Consider the following 17,926-nt stretch of genomic DNA (forward strand, 5'->3'; position numbering starts at 1 on the left):
CTGCCCCTATTCCCTCGACTTTAGCGCGGAAACCAGATCGGCGCGATCACTCTCGCGCTTGACCATCCATCCGGAAAATATCGCAGCGGCAAGCACGGCCAATCCCGCCACACCCAGACTGTCCGGCGAGAAAATGGCCGGCACCTGATAAAGATCTGTACTGAAGCCCGCGGCAATCGCATGGCTCAGCCCATAGCCAAGGACCGCGCCGGCTGGCAATGCCAGCAGTACGATCAGCCCTAGCTCACCGAGTAACACGAAAGCCGCCTCTCCTTTGGAAAAACCGATCACACGCAGGCTGGCCAGATCATGCGCACTTTCGGCGTAGGCGATACGGGCAGTGTTGTAGACGATGCCGAATGTGATCAATGCCGCAATCGCGGCCATCACGAACCGCATGGCACCGGCTCCATTGTCCATCATGCGCTGGAAAGCCTCCCGCGCATCCTGTTTGACCGAGATGCCCGCAACCGTCGGCATGGCATCCAGTGCGGCATAGATCGCATCACGCCGCAGCGGATCAATCCGCAAATAGGCACCTGATACGCGATTCGGTTCGCCCAGCGCCCGGTTCAATGCCGACAATTCCATGTAGGACGGCGCGCCCAGAAGGGATTCTGCAATACCTGTGACGACCAGATCCAGTTGCGGACGCCGCCCTTGCCGGATGTCAGCGCGTAGCCGGTCTCCGGTCTGAAGCTGCAGAATATCGGCCAGGGCAGGCGTGAGAATGATGCCATCCCCGCGCAGTGTCAGCGCCTGACCGTTTGCATCGACCGCACGCTGGAGCCGCGCACTGGACGTAATGCCGGACACACCGCCCCGATAGGAATGAACACCATTCCTCAGGATGACCGGGATTGTCCGCGAGGCTTCCACCTCGATCACACCATCGAGCTGTGCAAGCGCGTGCAGTGTTCTGTCCGGCAACGGTTCGATGAAGCTGACCGACATGTCGCTGCGGTCGATAACGCTGAATGTGGTCTCGACCGCCTCGTCAAATCCGGCCAGCACCGTCATCATCCCAGCTGAAAGCGCCATCCCGGCGGAAACCCCGGCAATCGCCCCCAGACTGCGTCCCGGATGCCGGACAAAACGGCGCAGCACCATCCGGGTCGGCTGATCCAGCACCCGCTTCAGCAAGCCGCCGAAACGGCCTGTCCCGCTATAGTCCGGCGGTGTGGGCGGCCGCATGGCAACGGCGGGCGTCAGGGCAAATATCCGGCGCAGTGCGAAGAGGCCGCCGAACGCGGCGGCCGCCACACTTGCAGATACCGCAATGATGAAAGAGGCGGGGTCGATTTCGAAGACCAGAAACGGAAATTTGTAATACTGGACATAAACACCGATGAGCGCTGCACCAGCCGCCAGCCCCAGCAGGTAACCCAGCACGGCACCGCCGGCCGCAATGGTGAGGATGAGTTTGAAATAGTGAGCCGTCACCTCTGAATTGGTATAACCGAACGCCTTGATCAGGCCGATTTGCTGGCGCTCGGCCTGCAAAAGCCGCGAGATCACAATGTTCAGCAGAAAGGCGGCCACCGCCAGAAATATCGGCGGCACGCCGGCGCTGGAGGCGCGCAATCCGGCAATTTCCTCCGCCACGAAGCGGTTCGAGAACTGATCCGCGAGCCCGTAAGCGCCGACGGCCCCGTAATCATCGAGAATCCGGTCTGCCGCTGCCAGAACCGACGGCAGATCCTCTTCCCGGCCAATGTCCAGCAGCGCCTCATTGAAGGCCCCGTCCAGATCATAGGCCGCCTCCATGGCCGTCCGGCTCATCCAGATCACACCGAAACGGGAATCATCCGGCACCAGTTCGCCCGGCGCGGTCGTGTAGAGAAACTCGGGAGACTGGGCGATGCCGACGATTTCAAAACTCCGCCGCGCGCCATGCATTGTGGCTGACAGGGTGTCGCCGGCTTCCAGTCCATGGGCATCCGCAAAACTTTTGAGCAACAGGATTTCATGGGACCGCCGCCGGTCGATCCAGCGGCCGGCCGAAAGATAGACCGCATTCAGCCGCGGCTGGCCGAAATCGGGCAGGGAAACGGCGCGCGCCTGCACCGGCAGATCGCTTCCGGGCATATCGATCAGCGCGCTCCCGGTGATACGCCCTTCGGCGGCCGACACCCCTTCTATGTCCGCCAGTCTGGTCAGCACGCGGTCAGGCGCACGCACGACCGGTGCAAAGACGTCCGCCAGCCGATAGCGTTCATAATAGGCCCGCCGCGTCTCATCGAGGGAGTTGACCAGACCCGACATCATCACCAGCAGCATGACGCCCACAGCGACGACCAGGCTGATCGCCAGGGCCTGCGTCTTCATCCGCCAGAGATCGCGCAGCAATTTGCGGTCCAGCGGGCTTACCATTCGATTTCGTCCGGCGAGAGCTTGGTCGGGTTCCGGACGACCTCCCGAATGCTGCCGTCCGAAAAATAGATGACGCGGTCGGCCATATTGGCTGTGGCAGCCGCATGGGTGACAATCAGCACGGTCGCACCCAGCCGCTCATTCACATCGCGCAATGCGGTCAGGACGGTCCGTCCGGTCTCGGAATCCAGAGCGCCGGTTGGCTCGTCACAGAACAAGACTGTCGGGTTTTTTGCGATGGCGCGGGCAATGGCGACACGCTGCTGCTCCCCGCCGGAAAGTTCCGATGGGAAGTGATCGGCGCGATTGGAAAGGCCAACCATGGCGAGCGCCGCCTCGGCCGTCATCGGATCTTCGGCCACCTCGGTGACCAGTTCGACATTCTCGAGCGCCGTGAGACTGGGCATGAGATTGTAGAACTGGAAAACAAAGCCGACATGGTCCCGCCGGTAACGGGTCAGCTGGCGGTCACTCATCGCCGTCAATTCCCGGTCGAGAAACCAGGCCTGCCCGCCGCTCGCACGGTCCAGTCCGCCGATGATGTTCAGAAGCGTCGATTTTCCGCTTCCCGATGGCCCCAGAAGCACGACAAACTCACCTGCCGGAATGTCCAGATCAACGCCGCGCAACGCATGTACAGCTGTCTCGCCTTCACCATAGACCTTGGTGAGATTCTTCGTGGTAAAGGCATTCTGCGTCACGCGGGCTCTTGTCCCTTCCAGCCAGAGGCGGTCAGCCTGCTGCACACAGTTTGAGCATTTTCCGGTACAGCGCAATGTCAGCTATCGGCCGTCCCACGCCACTCCATCTGCCCACAAATCGTGCTTCACCATGATGTCGGCGAAAAGCGGTGACGCCAGATGTCCCGCCAGCCAGGTTTGCAGTTGCGGCAAATCCTGAGCGTCAAACCAGTCGCGGTCATGATTGGCAAATTGCCGGATGAAGGGAAAAATCGCGATATCGGCGAGGCTGACATGATCGCCGAACAATTGCGCCTGCCCGTCCAGTCGGGAATTGAGCTTTTTCAGGAAGACATGACCTGCCGCGCGGTGTTCCTCCGCTTGCACGTTCTCATAGCGATCAGGGTATTTGTAGCGATCCAGATGATGTTTGAACGGACCGTCATTTTCCGAGATCAGATCAAACATGGCATCGCCGGGCGCGAGCCAGTCATGCGGGTCATTCTGCGCCAGCGCCCAGCGCATGACATCCAGACTTTCCTCGATCACATCGCCATTCGGCAGGACGACCACCGGCACTGTCCCTTTGGGTGAGGCAGCCAGCATGGAAGGCGGCTTGTCGCGCAAGAGGATTTCGCGGTGCTCCAGCTTTATCCCGGCGTTCTTCAGGGCCATGCGCCCGCGCATGGCATAGGGGCAGCGGCGAAAGGAATAGAGTATGGGCAAAGCCGGACTCACCGCCGGGCCTCGTCCTCATAACTGGCACCCAGATGCTTTTCCCCGCGCGCCGCGGCCAGCGCCTGCTGTTTTTGCCGTTCGGCATAACGGGCCCGTTGCTCTTCGCTCGTCAGGCCATGACAATGCGGGCAAGAGACGCCTTTTTCGAACAGGGGCGATTTGAGGTCTTCCGGTGCCAATGGTTCACGGCAGGCATGACACGACACAAACTCACCCACCTCCAGCCCGTGCTTCACGGCGACGCGGCGGTCGAATACAAAGCACTCGCCTTCCCACAGACTTTCGGCTTCGGGGATGGTTTCCAGATATTTCAGAATACCGCCCTTGAGATGGAAAACCTCGTCTTCGCCTTCCGCGAGCGCAAAGGCGGTGGATTTCTCGCAGCGTATACCGCCCGTGCAATACATGGCGACCCGCGCATTCGGGCGGGTTTCGCGAAAGTTCCGATACCAGTCGGGAAACTCGCGAAAGCTCACCGTCTCGGGATTGATGGCGCCCTTGAACTGCCCGATCCGGACTTCGTAATCATTGCGCGTATCAATGGTGACGACATCCGGCGAGGAAATCAGCGCATTCCAGTCTTCCGGTGCCACATAGGTCCCCACCGCCCTGTTCGGATCAACGCCCGGAACGCCCAGCGTGACGATTTCCTTTTTCAGGCGGACCTTGAGCCGGAAGAAGGGTTGCTCGTCGGAAAAGCTTTCCTTGTGTTCCAGATCAGCGCAGCCCGGCAGGGCACGCAAGGCCGTCAGGACCTGCTCGACACCGCCCGCGGGGCCGCCAATCGTGCCGTTGATGCCTTCCGGTGCAATCAGAATGGTTCCGACCACATCATTGCGGGAACACACGTCAAAAAGCGCCTGTTGAAGCGACTTGTCCGCCGTCAAAGGCGTGAACTTGTAGAAGGCAGCGATGCGGTATGCGGGCATGGCGCGATAGTCCGTTAACGGTCAGAGGTCGCCCTGTCCTATGCAGGCAGACGCCGGCACGCAAGCCTTCGGTCAGTCGAGAAATCCCCGGATGGCGGCCCAGGCCGCGTCTTCCGTCAGGAAGGGCGCATGACCGACATCCGGCACGTTCACAAATTCCATGTCCGGCTTGCGGCGTTTCATTTCCTCAACTGTCGACGTCATCAGGAGGTCGGAAATCCCCCCTCGCACGACGAGGGTCGGAATGTCTTTCATCGCGTCAAACAGCGGCCACAAATCGACATCGGTATCCCCGCCTTCGGCCACGGATTTGGCGATCGCCGGATCATAATCCAGCATCACCACGCCATTGTCCTCGCGGCAGGTCTTGTGCGCAAAATCGAGCCAGAAAGCGTTTTCCGATTCCTTTGGAAAGGCGGTCCCGTTGATGGCGCGGATCGCATCCGCCGCCGCCTGCCAGCTGTCAAACCGGCCAGACGTCTTTCCGGCATAGGACCGGATGCGGGCAATGCCCACCGGGTCGAGTTCGGGGCCGATATCATTCAGCACCGCTTTTGCGATACGATGCGGTGCCATGGTGGCCGCGACCATCGTCATCAGCCCGCCCATGGACGTGCCGATAAAGACCGCCTTGTCGATGCCGAGATGATCGAGCAGGGCCAGCATGTCCTGCGTATAGACGGCCGGCGTGTAGCGCTCATGTTGCGGATCATGGTCCGATCCACCACGGCCGCGCTGCGTGGCAGAGATGACTGTCCGGCCCAGCGCACCGAGCCGGGGTGCCAGATCCTCGAAATCCTTCAGATTGCGTGTCAGCCCGTGCAGGCAGAGAACCGGCGGCCCGGTCTCCTCCGCCGTCGCCGGATAGACCCGGTAGTGAAGTTTCAGACCGTCATCCGTCTCGAACATGTGGTCGGTAAAGCCGCCAGCCATCGATTATTTCTCCCAGTCATTGGCCAGCGTCCGCGAGGCCAGCAGGAATAACAGGCCCGCGACCAGGTAGAGGGACGCGCCGATCATGATCGAATAGCGCAGCGCGTCGGCACCGAATGCAGGGGTGAGCAGGGTCGACAATTCGCCCAGCACGTACACCCCGACCCCGATCCCGAGGAGATTGTTGATCAAGAGGAAGACGGCGGACGCCATGGCGCGCATGTTCGCCGGCGCCAGATGCTGGAAGGCCGACAGCGTCGGCCCGAGCCAGGCGAGGCCCAGACCGGTGGGAATGACGAACAGCAACGCCGCAATCACAGGCGTCGTGGCCATCGTTCCGGCGATATACATCGGGAAGGTGCAGAAGAACGCGATCGCAGGCACGATGGCGTACATCTTCTTCGACCCCTTGCCCATGAGATCACCAAGCACGCCGCCCAGGATGATCCCGAGCGAACCACCCACGAACAGCACGCCGCCGAACAGCCAGCCGGTGGTGATGATGTCCAGCTCGAAGCTGCGCGCGAAGAAGCTGGGGACCCAGAAAAACACGCCATAGCCCATCATCGATGAGCACGACGCACCGAATACCAGGAACCAGAAGCTTGGCTTCTTCGCCAGGACGGCGAACACGCCGAAAAAGCCGGGCTTTTTCTCGTCGGCCGCCTCGGCCGGTGCCGCGGCGCTCGCCGCTTCGCCGGGTTCGGGCTGCAGCTTCGCCGCTTGCGTCTGCGGTTTCACATCGAGTCCGCCGCGCTTGGGTTCGCGCAGGGTGAGCTTGAAGATCGGTGCGATCACGATGCCGGCGAGCCCGACGATGATGAAGGCGGCGCGCCAATCGAGGCTTTCGCCCAGATTACCCCCGGCGATCTGCGCCCCGGCGACCACCCCGAAGGCCGATCCGATCGGTATGCCCAGCGAATAGAGCGCCAAAGCGCGCGCGCGTTTATCCGGCGGAAAATAGTCGGCAATCAATGAATAGGATGGGGCCACGCCGCCCGCCTCTCCGACTCCCACGCCAACCCGGGCGAGGAAGAGCTGCCAGAAATTCTGTGCCATGCCGCAAACCGCCGTGAAGCCGCTCCAGACCACCAGCGAGACCGTGATGATCGAGGTCCGGCTTTTCCGGTCGGCGAGCCAGGCAATCGGCACGCCGAGCGTCGAATAAAGCGCGGCGAAAGCAATCCCGCCCAGAAGGCCGAGCTGGCGGTCCGACAGGCCCAGCTCGTCCTGGATCGGGATGGCCAGAATGGAGATGATCTGGCGGTCCAGAAAATTGAACGCGTAGACGACAAACAGCATGATGAGCACCCAGGCGCGATAGCCTGCCGTCGTCTCGCTTGCTGCTGGCGGGCGGGCGGAAGCCGTGGTTTCACTCATTCGGAAGTCTCCAGAAAGGTCAGCACATCCGCAACGGTGCGCTCGGGATCATCTTCATGCGCTGCATGGGCGAGGTCGTCGTAAATGATGAGCTGCGAATTGGCGATGGCCGCCGCGACACGCGGGCCGTGACTCGCCGGAATCATAAGATCGCGCCCGCCCCACAAGATTAGGGTCGGCGCGGTTATCTGCGACAGCAAGGCTGAGGGGTCCGGCATGGTGAACTGACGGATGTGCTCGACAAAGGCCTCGCCATTTCCCTCCCGCCGCATCATGTCGATAATCGTCTGGACGCGTGCTTCGCTGACGGCTGCCGGATCGGCGAATACAAAGGCCAGACTCTGGCGTACAGCCGCGTCCGGAGCGAGCTGGAAGAACGCCTGGATGGCCGCGGGCGGCTCCACCGGCTCATCCCCCACTTCATTGAACTGGAAAACACCGGGATCGACCAGGATCAGGTGATCCACACGATCCGGAAAGGCCGCTGCAAAACGCCAGGCTATCGTGCCACCCAGCGAACTGCCGGCCAGCGAGGCGTGCTCGATATCCAGTGCATCCATCAATTCGGCCAGAAACTCCGCTCTGGCCTGTGGTGCATAGCGTTCCTGTGGATCCGGCCCCGTCAGCCCGTGACCGAGAAGATCATAGCGAATGACCCGATAGTCTTCGGACAGACGTTCGGCCCAGCCATCCCAGCTTTCCAGCGAGAAACTGAATCCGTGTATCAGGATGAGGACATCACCGTTCACCGGCCCCTCTTCCCGTACCCGCACCCGGGCACCGGAAACATCAATGAACCGGTCATTTCCGGTCAGGTATCGGGTTTCGAGCGCCGAGGCCGGTTCGCCGCCGGCCTGGTTTTGATACCAGAGATATCCCGCGCCAAGGGCGAGAAAAACGAGGGCCAGCAAAACGCCAGCAATGATGAGAATCGTGCGCATGACAATACCCTACACGGCTCTGGCCCGGAGGCCAGAGCCGCGAGGTGCTGTATCAGTAACGGAAGGCGATCGTGCCGGTTACCGTGCGAGGATCGCCATAGAAGGCGGTCAGCGTGCCTTCAAGGCCCAGTTCCGGGGCATTTGTGGCGTTGTTGACGAAGTCATATCCGGCAACTTTATAGCGTTCATCAGACAGGTTGCGTCCATGAACACCGAACTGCCAGCGGCCATCATCTGAATCCCAGACGACGCTGGCATTCCAGAGGGTGAAGGCTTCCTGATCGATTGCCGCAAACGGGATTTCGAACTGACTGGAGTCACCGCGATAGGACAGCGTGTTGAGCAGGGTCAGCTCGCCCTGACGGACCGGGGTCGTATAGGCCAGCGTCGCAGACGCCGTCATGTCCGGCGTATTCTGGATCTGGACCTGGTTGGAAATGTCCACACCGAAGGCGTTGATAAAGCTGTCATATTCCCCATCGAGTACACCGACAGCCCAGTTCAGGGCCAGCGTGTCACCCCGGCCGGTCATGTCATCGGACAGAATGGCAGAGCCTTCATACTCGATACCCTGGATGGTCGCAGCCGCCGCATTGGTGGTCACGCCCGTGAAGGTATCATTGATGCCGTCGCCATTGGTGTCGACGCCCACCGAACCCGGAATCTGGACGTCCTGATAGTCCATGAAGAAGGCCGCAACGGCGTGACGATAGCGGCCATTGTCGAAGCGCCAGCCGACTTCATAGGAATCGACCTCTTCCGGATCGAAGCTCATGAAGCGGAAGACCTCGTCTGCCGTCACGGCACCGCTATTGTCAAAATCCGGGGCTGCCGATGTCTGGCCACGCGGGTCAAACGAACCGCCCTTGAAGCCCTGGCTGTAGGAGAAATAGACGCTGTTCTGATCGTTGACGGTAAAGTTCAGCGAGGCCCGCGGGCTGAAATCTGTCCACTCGTTCGAGCCGGTGAAATTTGACGTCGTTGCGATCAGTGTCGGTGTGCCGCCGAAATTCTGCGAGAACCCGCCGATATAGGTCCGGCGAAGCACTGTGGAGTTGCGCTGGTCATTCGTATAACGGCCACCGATCGAGGCGCTCACCCAATCATTCAGATCGAAGCTGACATCTGCGAAGATCGACCAGGTTTCAGTCGAGACATCGCCGAAAGTCTGTGCGTTCAGGCCGGGCAGGTTGATCAGCGCACCCGTATTGGCGAGAAGGACGTCAAAGACCGTGCTGGAATTGGCATCCAGATAGTAGAAGCCGGCCACACCGCTGATCCGGTCGCCCTCATAGAGCACCTGGAATTCTTCGGAGAACTGCTCATTCGTGTAAATGGCCGGAACGTCGAGGTCGCCGCTGGGAAGGCTGTCGAAATCGATCGGCGTGATCGAGTCATCCTCACGGTAGGAGAGGATATTCCGGAACGTCCAGCGATCATCATGGCGGTATTCGGCCAGGAAGGACCCACCCGATGCTTCCACGCTCTGGCTGACTACATTCAGTCCGGCGCGGGTATCATAGACATTGTTCAGAACCGGAGCGCCGGAAAGGGCGCCCGGAATCAGGCGATGACCCTGACGCGGGGCCGAATCATCGGTCAGCGTGTCGGCTGACAGGCGGAAGAACCACTGATCATTCGGCTCGAATTCGGCCGAGGCCCGGAAAGCCAGAACCTGCTTGTTATAATTGTCTTCGCCGGTCGTCAGATTGGTGCCGTAGCCGCCGCGGTTGAGGCTGGCAACCGCGCCGCCGACACGGAAAGTGTCGCTGAGCGGCACCGAGCCGGACACGATGGCATCGACCTGCTCATAGCTGCCGACATTCAGGCGCGCATTGAAGGTCGGGTTTTCTGTGTCCAGACGGCGGGTCACGTATTTTACTGCACCGCCAATCGTGTTGCGGCCGTAAAGCGTACCCTGCGGTCCGCGCAATACCTCGATGCGTTCCACATCGTAGATGTCCAATACAGCGGCCTGCGGACGGTTGAGATAGACATCATCCAGATAGAGGCCGACGCCGGATTCAAACCCGGAAACCGGATCCTGCTGACCGACGCCGCGAATGAAAGCCGACAGCGTTGTATTGGTGCCGCGGGACACTTCCAGCGTGACGTTCGGAGTGGTCTGACCGACATAGGTAATATCCGGCGAACCCTGACGCTCGAGCTGTTCACCGGAAATGGCGGTCACCGACAACGGAACATCCATAATCGTTTCTTCGCGGCGGCGCGCTGTCACCGTAATAACGTCCTGCGTCATCGGCGCATCGGCGGAGTCGTCCTGAGCCACGGCCATCGGCGCAGCCAGCACCGGCAACATGGACGCGCTGGCCAACAGGGCGGCCAGCCGTGCGGAACGGTTACGTAAAATCATAATGCTCTCCCTTTGACCTTGCGGACCCGCCGTTGCCGGGGTGTCCGGCAAACCAACGCGCCTCTTTTTTAAAGGTCGGTTCCTTTGTGATGGTGCACAACAAATTCAACGCTAGTTGAAATGTCAAATGAAATTAAATGAACGTTGAAATTAGTTTCCAAACTTGGTCATCTTTGCAACACTGGCCGCCGGTTTGCGGTTCACCTTAAACTGTGTATGGATTTTCCATCATCAACCGCACGGGGGGAGACAATCGGGGTGACACGCGGCGAAAAAACCCGGAAGAAAATCCTTGATTCGGCGGAAAAACTCTTTGCCCGGCGGGGGTATCACGGCGTTACGATCCGTCAGATCACAAAGGATGCCGGTGTCGATACGGCGCTCGCGAATTACCATTTCGGAACCAAGCGAAATCTGTTCGACGCGGTGCTGCTGCGGCGCGCCGAAGAGCTCAACAAGGTTCGTCTGGAAAAACTCGAAGAGATCGAATCGGCCGCAGAGAACGGTGTCGCCAGCCTTGAAGACATTATCGATGCCTTCTCTCATCCGCTGCTCGACCGGTCCGAACGCGGCGGGCCAGGCTGGAAAAGCTATTTTGCCCTGATCGCCCAGATCAACAACTCACCGGAATGGGGCGGCAAGTTGATGACGGAATATTTCGACCCACTGGTGCGACGCTTCATTGCGGCCCTGCAACGCGCCCTGCCCGATGCGCGGGAAGAAGATCTCTACTGGAGCTATCATTTCTTCTCTGGCGCGCTGGTGCTCACCTATGCCGAAACCGGCCGGATCGATAATCTCTCGGACGGCAAGGTCCATTCCAGTGATCTTGATGCTGTGCAGTTGCGTATGCCGCCCTTTATTGCGGCCGGTTTCCGGCGCTTGTGCGCACCGGAGCCCACGAAAAACTGAGCGGCTAGATTTCAACACTTGTCGAAATTAAGTTGACGGACGCGCATTCCTCGGCTCAGTTTCCGGTCCTCCGAGACTGATCCGAAGGTGCAAATGCAGCGCGGCCTGACCTCTCCTCCTCCGCTTTTTCCGGAAATATTGCAGCTGAACGCGAAATGGCGCGGGACAGCGCCTGCACTGGTGGCCGGGAATGAAACGCTGAGCTGGATTGATTTCGAGCAGCAGACAAATGCGATAGCCAATGGTCTTCTGGAAACCGGCCTCAAATCCGGTGATGCGATCGCACTGGTCATGTCCAACAGCATCGACATGGCGCTTGTCATCGCCGCTGCGATGAAGGCCGGGCTGGTCACCGCCCCTCTGAACACCAGCGTTCTGCCTGGGGCCATGCTGGCCATGATCGCGGACTCGCAAGCCCGGGCGATTATTGCATCCGCCCACTTCCGCAATGCGCTCGAGACGGCCGCAGCGGCAAGCGCCTCATCCCTGCCCGCCATCCGGATCGTCCAGGCCGGAGAGGCAGACGGCTGGCAAAGCCTGAAAGACGTTCGCACGCATGCCCGCACCTCGCCGCCGGGCGTGTGTGTAGACCGCGATCACCCGTTGAACATTATCTATTCCTCCGGCACGACCGGACAGCCCAAAGGCATCCTCCACACTCATGGAACGCGGCTCGACTGGGCTTATGATCTGGCGATTGCCCTGCGCTATCATTCCGGCGCGCGCACCCTCGTCACGCTCGGCCTGTATTCGAATATCAGCTGGGTCATGATGCTGTGCACGTGGCTGTGCGGCGGCACGATTTTCATTCGCGACACATTTTCCGCCAGCGATGTACTGGATCAGGTCTCGCATCACCGCATCACCCATACGGCGATGGTGCCGATACAGTATCAGCGCATTCTCGACGACCCGGCTTTCAATCCTGAAAAGCTGAGCTCCCTGCAAAATGTCATGTCCTGCGGATCTCCGCTTCTGGCCCATACCAAGTCGGCCTGGCTGGAAATCTGCCCCGGCATTATCGAGCTATACGGTCTCACCGAAGGCCTGATCACGACGCTGGATCCGGAAGATGCGCCGGGCCGCCTGGCATCCGTTGGCAAACCGGTGCCCGGAACGGATATCCGCATTCTCGATGATGACGACAAGGACTGTGCGCCCGGCATTGCCGGTGAAGTTGTGGGACGCGGCCGCATTGCGATGCCCGGCTATCACAACCGTCCCGACGCCACATCGGACGCCACATGGATGGATGAGCAAGGCGAGGCCTGGCTCCGGACAGGCGATATCGGCAAGCTGGATGCGGACGGCTTCCTCTATATCGTGGATCGCAAGAAAGACATGATCGTCTCGGGCGGTCAGAACATTTTTCCCAAGGACATCGAAGAGGTCCTGATCGCCCATGACGACGTCGCGGATGTCGCCGTGATCGGCGTTCCCGATGACATCTGGGGCGAAACGCCGGTCGCGGTCATCGTCGCAATCCCCGGCGCCGCGCCCGACCTGGAAGAGCTCATTGATTGGGCCAATGCGCGTCTGGGCAAACAGCAACGCATTCGCGGCGCTCACCTCATTGACGAGCTTCCGCGCAACGCCAATGGCAAGGTGTTGAAGCGGGAATTGCGGACCCGGTATTCCGGTAGCTGACCGGATTTTCAGGGTAGCGGCTTTGTCTGATAAAGCCTGATCTTTATCCCGCCATGATCCACCGGCCGGGAAGGGGCGCCGAAAGGCAGGCGGGTGGCCCGCGCCAGCTTGTCCTCGCTGGTGATCAGCCCGACGCGCCAGCCCGCAAACCGCGATCTGAGGCTCTGACCTAGATCATGATAGACGCTGTATAACGCCTTCAGATTGCCAATCCGCGCACCATAGGGCGGATTGACGATCAGAAGACCCGGCGGCCCGTCCGGCGGTTCGATGTCGGCCACGCTCTTTTGCTGAAACGCCGTCCATGCGGAGACACCGGCGCGCGCGGCATTGGCCTCGCTGGAACGGATTGCGCCCGCATCCCGGTCAGAGCCGGAAAAGCAAATGTCCGGAACCGAATGTTGTGTGGCCTGTTTCAGGGCTCGCCATCGCCCGTCATCAAATCCGGCAAGTTGTTCGAAGGCAAAGGTACGGCCCCGTCCCGGCTGAAGGCCGGCGGCCATCTCGGCAGCCTCGATCACGAAAGTCCCCGACCCGCACATCGGATCACAGACCGGTTCCTTGCCTGTATAGCCACACTGGCGCAGGATAAGTGCGGCCAGCGTCTCGCGCATCGGCGCTTTGGCGACGGCCTCCTTGAAGCCGCGCCGGTGCAGCAACTCGCCCGAGGTATCGATGCTGATCGTGCAGACATTGTCGTCAATTCGCGCCAGAATTCGCAAATCGGCATCCCTGGAAACCGGCGCGCCGAATGTCTCGGCTATCGCCGTTTCAATCCGTTGGGCAATGGCCCCCGCATGATAGAGCTTCGATTTCCGGGCCGAGGCATCGACCCTGACCGGCACATCAGACCGCAGAAAGCCACCCCATTCGATGGCCCGTGCCCGTTTGTCCAGCTGCGCCAGATGAACGACGCGAAATTCGGCGATACGGGCCAGAACACGGCTGACACCCCGGATTTCGAGATTGGCGCGCCAGACATCCGGCCAGCCCCCCTCAAAGGTGACGCCACCCGGTGTGATCTGCGGATCCGGAAATCTCTTTTCGCGCAATTCGTCGGCCAGAACCGGCTCAAGCCCCGGCGGTACGGTCAGGAAGATTTCGAAGCGTTCAGCCATTGTCATCCAACCGCTATAGACGGGAAATCCGGCCGGATCGATTCCCGGCCAGCAGACAGGTGAGCTATTGCAAAAAGTCAGAAGTCTTCTGCAGCGCGCTCAGTCGACCCGCATCAAGTCAAGCCGTTCGCGCCAATGGACCCGGCACAGCGAGACATAGTCCGATTTCGCGACCCCGACCTGCTCACCTTCGGAGACCGCACCGCCAGCAGAATCCTGCCGTAAATTCATTGTTGCCTTGCGCCCGCAATGACAGATCGTGCGCGCCTCGCGAAGGTCATCGGCAATCGCCAGGAGCTCAGCAGCCCCTTCAAACAGCTCGCCCTGAAAATCGGTGCGCAAGCCGTAACACAATACCGGTATGCCGAGATCATCTCCGACCCTCGCCAATTGCCAGACATGGTCCTTCGACAGGAATTGCGCCTCATCGACAAAGACGGCATTCAGGGGACCCTCCGCTTTCCGCCGCGCGATCGCGTCAAGCATATCCGTCTCGGCGCGGAAAATATGCGCTGGCGCGCGCAGGCCGATGCGGGATTCAATCTCCCCCATCCGGGCGTCCGGATCGCTGGCATGATGGCCGGACGTCCACAACATGACCGACATGCCGCATTCGCCGTAATTGTGCGCAGCTTGCAGCAATATTGCCGATTTCCCGGCATTCATGGCGCTGTAGGTAAAGTAGAGCTTCGACATTCTGGCTGGATAGCTTGATTCCGGATTTCGTCTACTGCGCGGCAAGCGCGTCCATGCCTAAAAGGGCACCGGACTTTCAACGTAGACAATTTTACCGCTGACCGGGTGAGCAAATTCGAGCGATTGCGAATGCAGACAGAGCCGGTCGCGCGCTGCCAAAGCCGCGTTCGGGGCATAGAGATTGTCGCCGAGAATGGGATGGCCCAGATACGCCATATGCACGCGTAATTGGTGGCTCCGCCCGGTCAGTGGCGTCAGGCGCATCCGCGTCGACTCTGCCCCGGTCTCCAGCGCGGTCCAGTCCGTAATCGCCCGGCGGCCATTGATCGGGTCGATATGCTGTTTTGGCCGGTTCGGCCAATCCGTCATCAGGGGTTGGTCCACGCGCCCTTCCGCTTCCGCGACTCGCCCCCAGACCAGCGCAATATAGACTTTCCGTGTTGCGCGTTGCTCGAACTGGCGGCTGACCCGGGCCTGCGCCTCCAGCGTCAAGCCCATGACGATCACACCGGATGTATCCATATCGAGCCGGTGGATGATGCGGGCGGTTGGAAAATCAACCCGCGCCCGCTTTTCCAGACAATCTGCCCGCTCGGGCTGATTGCCCGGCACGGTCAACAGACCGCTTGGCTTATCGAGCACCAGAATATGATCGTCGGCAAACAGGACCGGAAGAGGTCCCGGTGCGGGCGGTGAATAGACAAAGGGGCGCGGAGGGGCCGGTGAAATGCTTGAATCTCCTGAAGTGGAGGGTGAATATCATGTCTATCAAAACCGAGCGCCCGAACGCTGTCATCCTCGCGCGGCAGGTGCGGGTTTTCCTCTCGCCCCTCCCCGGCCGATTGCTGGCGACACCACTGATCGCGGCATTGTGCGCGCCAGACACCTTGTCGTGACTGGATACCCAACGCAGACTGGATATATGGCAAGCCATGAGATGAACCAACGGAGTTGTTTTGGACCGCACAAGTCACATTGGTGAAAAGCCGAAACTGATCGACCAGTTTGGACGGCAGATCACCTATCTGCGCCTGTCCGTCACCGACCGCTGCGATTTACGCTGTGTGTATTGCATGAAGGCGCGACCGGACTTCCTGCCCAAGCCGGATTTGCTGACGCTGGAGGAACTGACCGTTCTGTGTGACGCCTTCATCGCGCGCGGTGTGACCAAAATCCGTCTCACGGGCGGCGAACCGCTGGTGCGCAGGGACATCCTCACCCTGATCGAGAATCTGGGTGCCCGGATCGGCAAACCCGGCCTGAAAGAGTTGTGCCTGACCACCAACGCCACCCAGCTTCCGAAATATGCGGGCCGGCTGGCAGCGGCCGGCATCAAACGCCTCAATGTCTCGCTGGATACGCTCGACCCGGATGTCTTCAGCCAGCTCACACGCGGTGGCAAGGTCGAACAGACACTGGCCGGGATCGCCGCTGCGAAGGCCGCAGGGCTTCACGTCAAGATCAACGCCGTCACCCTGAAAGACCGGAATGACGCTCACTTGCCTGATCTCATCCGCTGGGCCCATGATGAAGGCCATGATGTCTCCCTGATCGAGGTCATGCCGGTCGGCGAAATCGGCGCGGATCGCTCTGCCCAGTTTGTTTCACTCCTCGATATACGTCAGCAATTCGAAAGCCATTGGACGCTCACCGACCTGCCCGATGATACCGGCGGCCCGTCCCGCTATGTCCGCATCGAGGAAACCGGCGGCCGTCTGGGCTTCATCTCGCCGCTGACCGGGAATTTCTGCGCCGGCTGCAACCGTGTCCGCATGACCTGTACGGGCGAGCTTTTCATGTGCCTTGGTCAGAACGGCTCGGTGGACCTGAAAGCGGCCATGCGTGACGGCGGCCCTGATGCTGTTGACCGGGCGCTCGACCGGGCCATGGCCACCAAACCCCTGCAGCATGAATTTGACGTCTCGCCCGGGGCGAAGTCGACTGTAGCGCGCGATATGGCGCGGACCGGAGGATGAGCATGAAAATCTCGCTCGAATTCTTTGGTCCAATCCGCGACCGGGTGGGAACAGCCCCCGACATCCTTGAACTCGACTCTGCACCGGCAACACTCGAAGCGCTGATCGAAATGGTCGCCTGTCAACTGAGTGCGGAAGACGCCCTTCGCGATCCCCATCTGCGTATCGCGATCAATGACCAGCTCTGCCCCGGGAATGAGACCATCTCCCTCAAGGAGGGTGATCGCATCGCCGTTCTCTCACCTTTTTCGGGGGGGTAATGCGCCAATCCGCCACCCTTCTGACCGCTGACCCGCTCGATCTGGCGGCGTTGAACACACGCCTGCCCGCCCGGGCGAAAACCGGCGCCATCGCCAGTTTCACCGGTTACGTCCGGGGTGGAAACGGGCTCACCGAGTTGGAATTGCTGGTACATCCGGTCCTGACGCATGCGGCGCTGGAAAAGATTTCGGAAGACGCCGCCACCCACTTCGACCTGACCGGGCTGTTGATCGCACACCGGCATGGCCGCATGCAGATTGGAGAGCCGATTGTTCATATTCTGGCCGCCTCCTCCCATCGCCACGCGGCGCTGGAGGCCGTCAGTTTCGCGATTGACGTACTGAAAACCCAAGCGCCTTTCTGGAAGCGGGAGTGGCGGGGCGAAAGATATCAGTGGATAGAGCCCACATCGAATGATCATGACAAGACCGCACAATGGCTGGGAGCGATGAATGACAGGCATTCCTGAAACCGTCGGCTTTGCCGTCATGACCGTATCCGACACACGCGATGCCGCGACCGACAAGACCGGCCCGTGGCTGCGCGAACAGATCGCGTCCGAAGGTCATGCCGTAATCGATCACGCCATCGTCCCGGACGATACTTCTGCCATCCAAGCCAAGCTGAAAGCCTGGATCGCGCATCCGGATATTCACGCCATTATTGCAACGGGCGGCACCGGCCTGACCGGCCGCGATGTCACCCCCGACGCCTTCCGCCCGCTATTCGACAAGGAAATGGACGGCTTTGCCGCCGTTTTCCATCAGATCAGTTTCAAATCCGTGGGCGTCTCCACCATCCAGTCGCGGGCCATCGCAGGCATTTCCGGTGGCACTTATCTCTTTGCCATACCGGGCTCCTCGGGCGGGTGCAAGGACGCCTGGAACCACGTTCTGCGCGATGAATTCGACCGCACGCATCGCCCGTGTAATCTGGTTGAACTGATCCCCCGGCTGACGGAGTAAACG

Annotated in this window: 18 protein-coding genes; 7 read left to right on the forward strand and 11 right to left on the reverse strand. The window is 60.4% G+C overall.

Features of this window, described 5'->3' with window-relative positions:
• Positions 1-6 precede the first annotated feature (6 nt).
• The 8 genes from HXX25_RS10040 to HXX25_RS10075 all read right to left on the reverse strand — a co-directional run bounded on the left by HXX25_RS10040 (position 7) and on the right by HXX25_RS10075 (position 10,348).
• Positions 7-2,373, reverse strand: a complete 2,367-nt coding sequence (locus tag HXX25_RS10040; RefSeq protein ID WP_187165787.1) for an ABC transporter permease — start codon at positions 2,371-2,373, stop codon at positions 7-9.
• Entirely contained in the window at positions 2,367-3,074 is a 708-nt protein-coding gene (locus HXX25_RS10045; RefSeq protein ID WP_109261850.1) for an ABC transporter ATP-binding protein, read from the reverse strand. The genes HXX25_RS10040 and HXX25_RS10045 overlap by 7 nt, the downstream gene beginning before the upstream one ends.
• Positions 3,075-3,155: 81 nt before the next feature.
• Positions 3,156-3,791 carry a glutathione S-transferase gene (locus tag HXX25_RS10050; protein ID WP_187165788.1) on the reverse strand — a complete coding sequence of 212 codons (636 nt, stop codon included), beginning with the start codon at positions 3,789-3,791 and terminating at the stop codon, positions 3,156-3,158.
• Positions 3,788-4,720 carry a rhodanese-related sulfurtransferase gene (locus HXX25_RS10055; protein WP_187165789.1) on the reverse strand — a complete coding sequence of 311 codons (933 nt, stop codon included), beginning with the start codon at positions 4,718-4,720 and terminating at the stop codon, positions 3,788-3,790. The genes HXX25_RS10050 and HXX25_RS10055 overlap by 4 nt, the downstream gene beginning before the upstream one ends.
• A 72-nt stretch (positions 4,721-4,792) precedes the next feature.
• A complete protein-coding gene (locus HXX25_RS10060; protein WP_187165790.1) occupies positions 4,793-5,653 on the reverse strand; it encodes an alpha/beta fold hydrolase in 861 nt (286 codons plus the stop codon).
• 3 nt (positions 5,654-5,656) lie between these two features.
• A complete protein-coding gene (locus HXX25_RS10065; RefSeq protein ID WP_187165791.1) occupies positions 5,657-7,033 on the reverse strand; it encodes an MFS transporter in 1,377 nt (458 codons plus the stop codon).
• Positions 7,030-7,974, reverse strand: coding sequence for an alpha/beta fold hydrolase (locus tag HXX25_RS10070; RefSeq protein ID WP_187165792.1), 945 nt, complete (start codon positions 7,972-7,974; stop codon positions 7,030-7,032). Before HXX25_RS10070 ends, HXX25_RS10065 begins: the two co-directional genes overlap by 4 nt.
• Positions 7,975-8,026: 52 nt before the next feature.
• A complete protein-coding gene (locus tag HXX25_RS10075) occupies positions 8,027-10,348 on the reverse strand; it encodes a TonB-dependent receptor (RefSeq protein WP_187165793.1) in 2,322 nt (773 codons plus the stop codon).
• A 258-nt stretch (positions 10,349-10,606) separates the two neighbouring features.
• Here HXX25_RS10075 and HXX25_RS10080 point away from each other — a divergent pair, with 258 nt between their 5' ends.
• Both HXX25_RS10080 and HXX25_RS10085 read left to right on the forward strand, forming a co-directional pair.
• Entirely contained in the window at positions 10,607-11,260 is a 654-nt protein-coding gene (locus tag HXX25_RS10080) for a TetR/AcrR family transcriptional regulator (RefSeq protein ID WP_233346638.1), read from the forward strand.
• A 93-nt stretch (positions 11,261-11,353) separates the two neighbouring features.
• Positions 11,354-12,907, forward strand: a complete 1,554-nt coding sequence (locus tag HXX25_RS10085; protein ID WP_187165795.1) for a class I adenylate-forming enzyme family protein — start codon at positions 11,354-11,356, stop codon at positions 12,905-12,907.
• Between the two features lie 8 nt (positions 12,908-12,915).
• Here HXX25_RS10085 and HXX25_RS10090 read toward each other — a convergent pair whose 3' ends face one another.
• From HXX25_RS10090 to HXX25_RS10100, 3 genes are all read right to left on the reverse strand, one after another.
• Positions 12,916-14,031, reverse strand: a complete 1,116-nt coding sequence (locus HXX25_RS10090; RefSeq protein ID WP_187165796.1) for a class I SAM-dependent RNA methyltransferase — start codon at positions 14,029-14,031, stop codon at positions 12,916-12,918.
• 93 nt (positions 14,032-14,124) lie between these two features.
• Positions 14,125-14,721, reverse strand: a complete 597-nt coding sequence (locus tag HXX25_RS10095) for a thymidine kinase (protein ID WP_187165797.1) — start codon at positions 14,719-14,721, stop codon at positions 14,125-14,127.
• Between the two features lie 57 nt (positions 14,722-14,778).
• Positions 14,779-15,450: an RluA family pseudouridine synthase gene (locus tag HXX25_RS10100; RefSeq protein WP_187167815.1), complete on the reverse strand. Its 672-nt coding sequence runs from the start codon at positions 15,448-15,450 to the stop codon at positions 14,779-14,781.
• Between the two features lie 32 nt (positions 15,451-15,482).
• Here HXX25_RS10100 and HXX25_RS14090 point away from each other — a divergent pair, with 32 nt between their 5' ends.
• The 5 genes from HXX25_RS14090 to HXX25_RS10120 are packed head-to-tail and all read left to right on the forward strand — an operon-like array spanning position 15,483 to position 17,923.
• On the forward strand, positions 15,483-15,617 hold the full coding sequence (locus tag HXX25_RS14090; protein ID WP_255466939.1) for a hypothetical protein: 135 nt from the start codon (positions 15,483-15,485) through the stop codon (positions 15,615-15,617).
• 60 nt (positions 15,618-15,677) lie between these two features.
• Positions 15,678-16,697, forward strand: a complete 1,020-nt coding sequence (moaA, locus tag HXX25_RS10105; RefSeq protein WP_187165798.1) for a GTP 3',8-cyclase MoaA — start codon at positions 15,678-15,680, stop codon at positions 16,695-16,697.
• A gap of 2 nt (positions 16,698-16,699) precedes the next feature.
• Positions 16,700-16,957, forward strand: coding sequence for a MoaD/ThiS family protein (locus tag HXX25_RS10110; RefSeq protein WP_187165799.1), 258 nt, complete (start codon positions 16,700-16,702; stop codon positions 16,955-16,957).
• Positions 16,957-17,427, forward strand: coding sequence for a molybdenum cofactor biosynthesis protein MoaE (locus tag HXX25_RS10115; RefSeq protein WP_187165800.1), 471 nt, complete (start codon positions 16,957-16,959; stop codon positions 17,425-17,427). Before HXX25_RS10110 ends, HXX25_RS10115 begins: the two co-directional genes overlap by 1 nt.
• A complete protein-coding gene (locus HXX25_RS10120) occupies positions 17,411-17,923 on the forward strand; it encodes a molybdenum cofactor synthesis domain-containing protein (RefSeq protein ID WP_187165801.1) in 513 nt (170 codons plus the stop codon). Before HXX25_RS10115 ends, HXX25_RS10120 begins: the two co-directional genes overlap by 17 nt.
• The last annotated feature ends 3 nt before the right edge of the window (positions 17,924-17,926 follow it).

Origin of the sequence: Hyphobacterium sp. CCMP332 (assembly GCF_014323565.1) — a bacterium.
Classification (GTDB): Bacteria; Pseudomonadota; Alphaproteobacteria; order Caulobacterales; family Maricaulaceae; genus Hyphobacterium.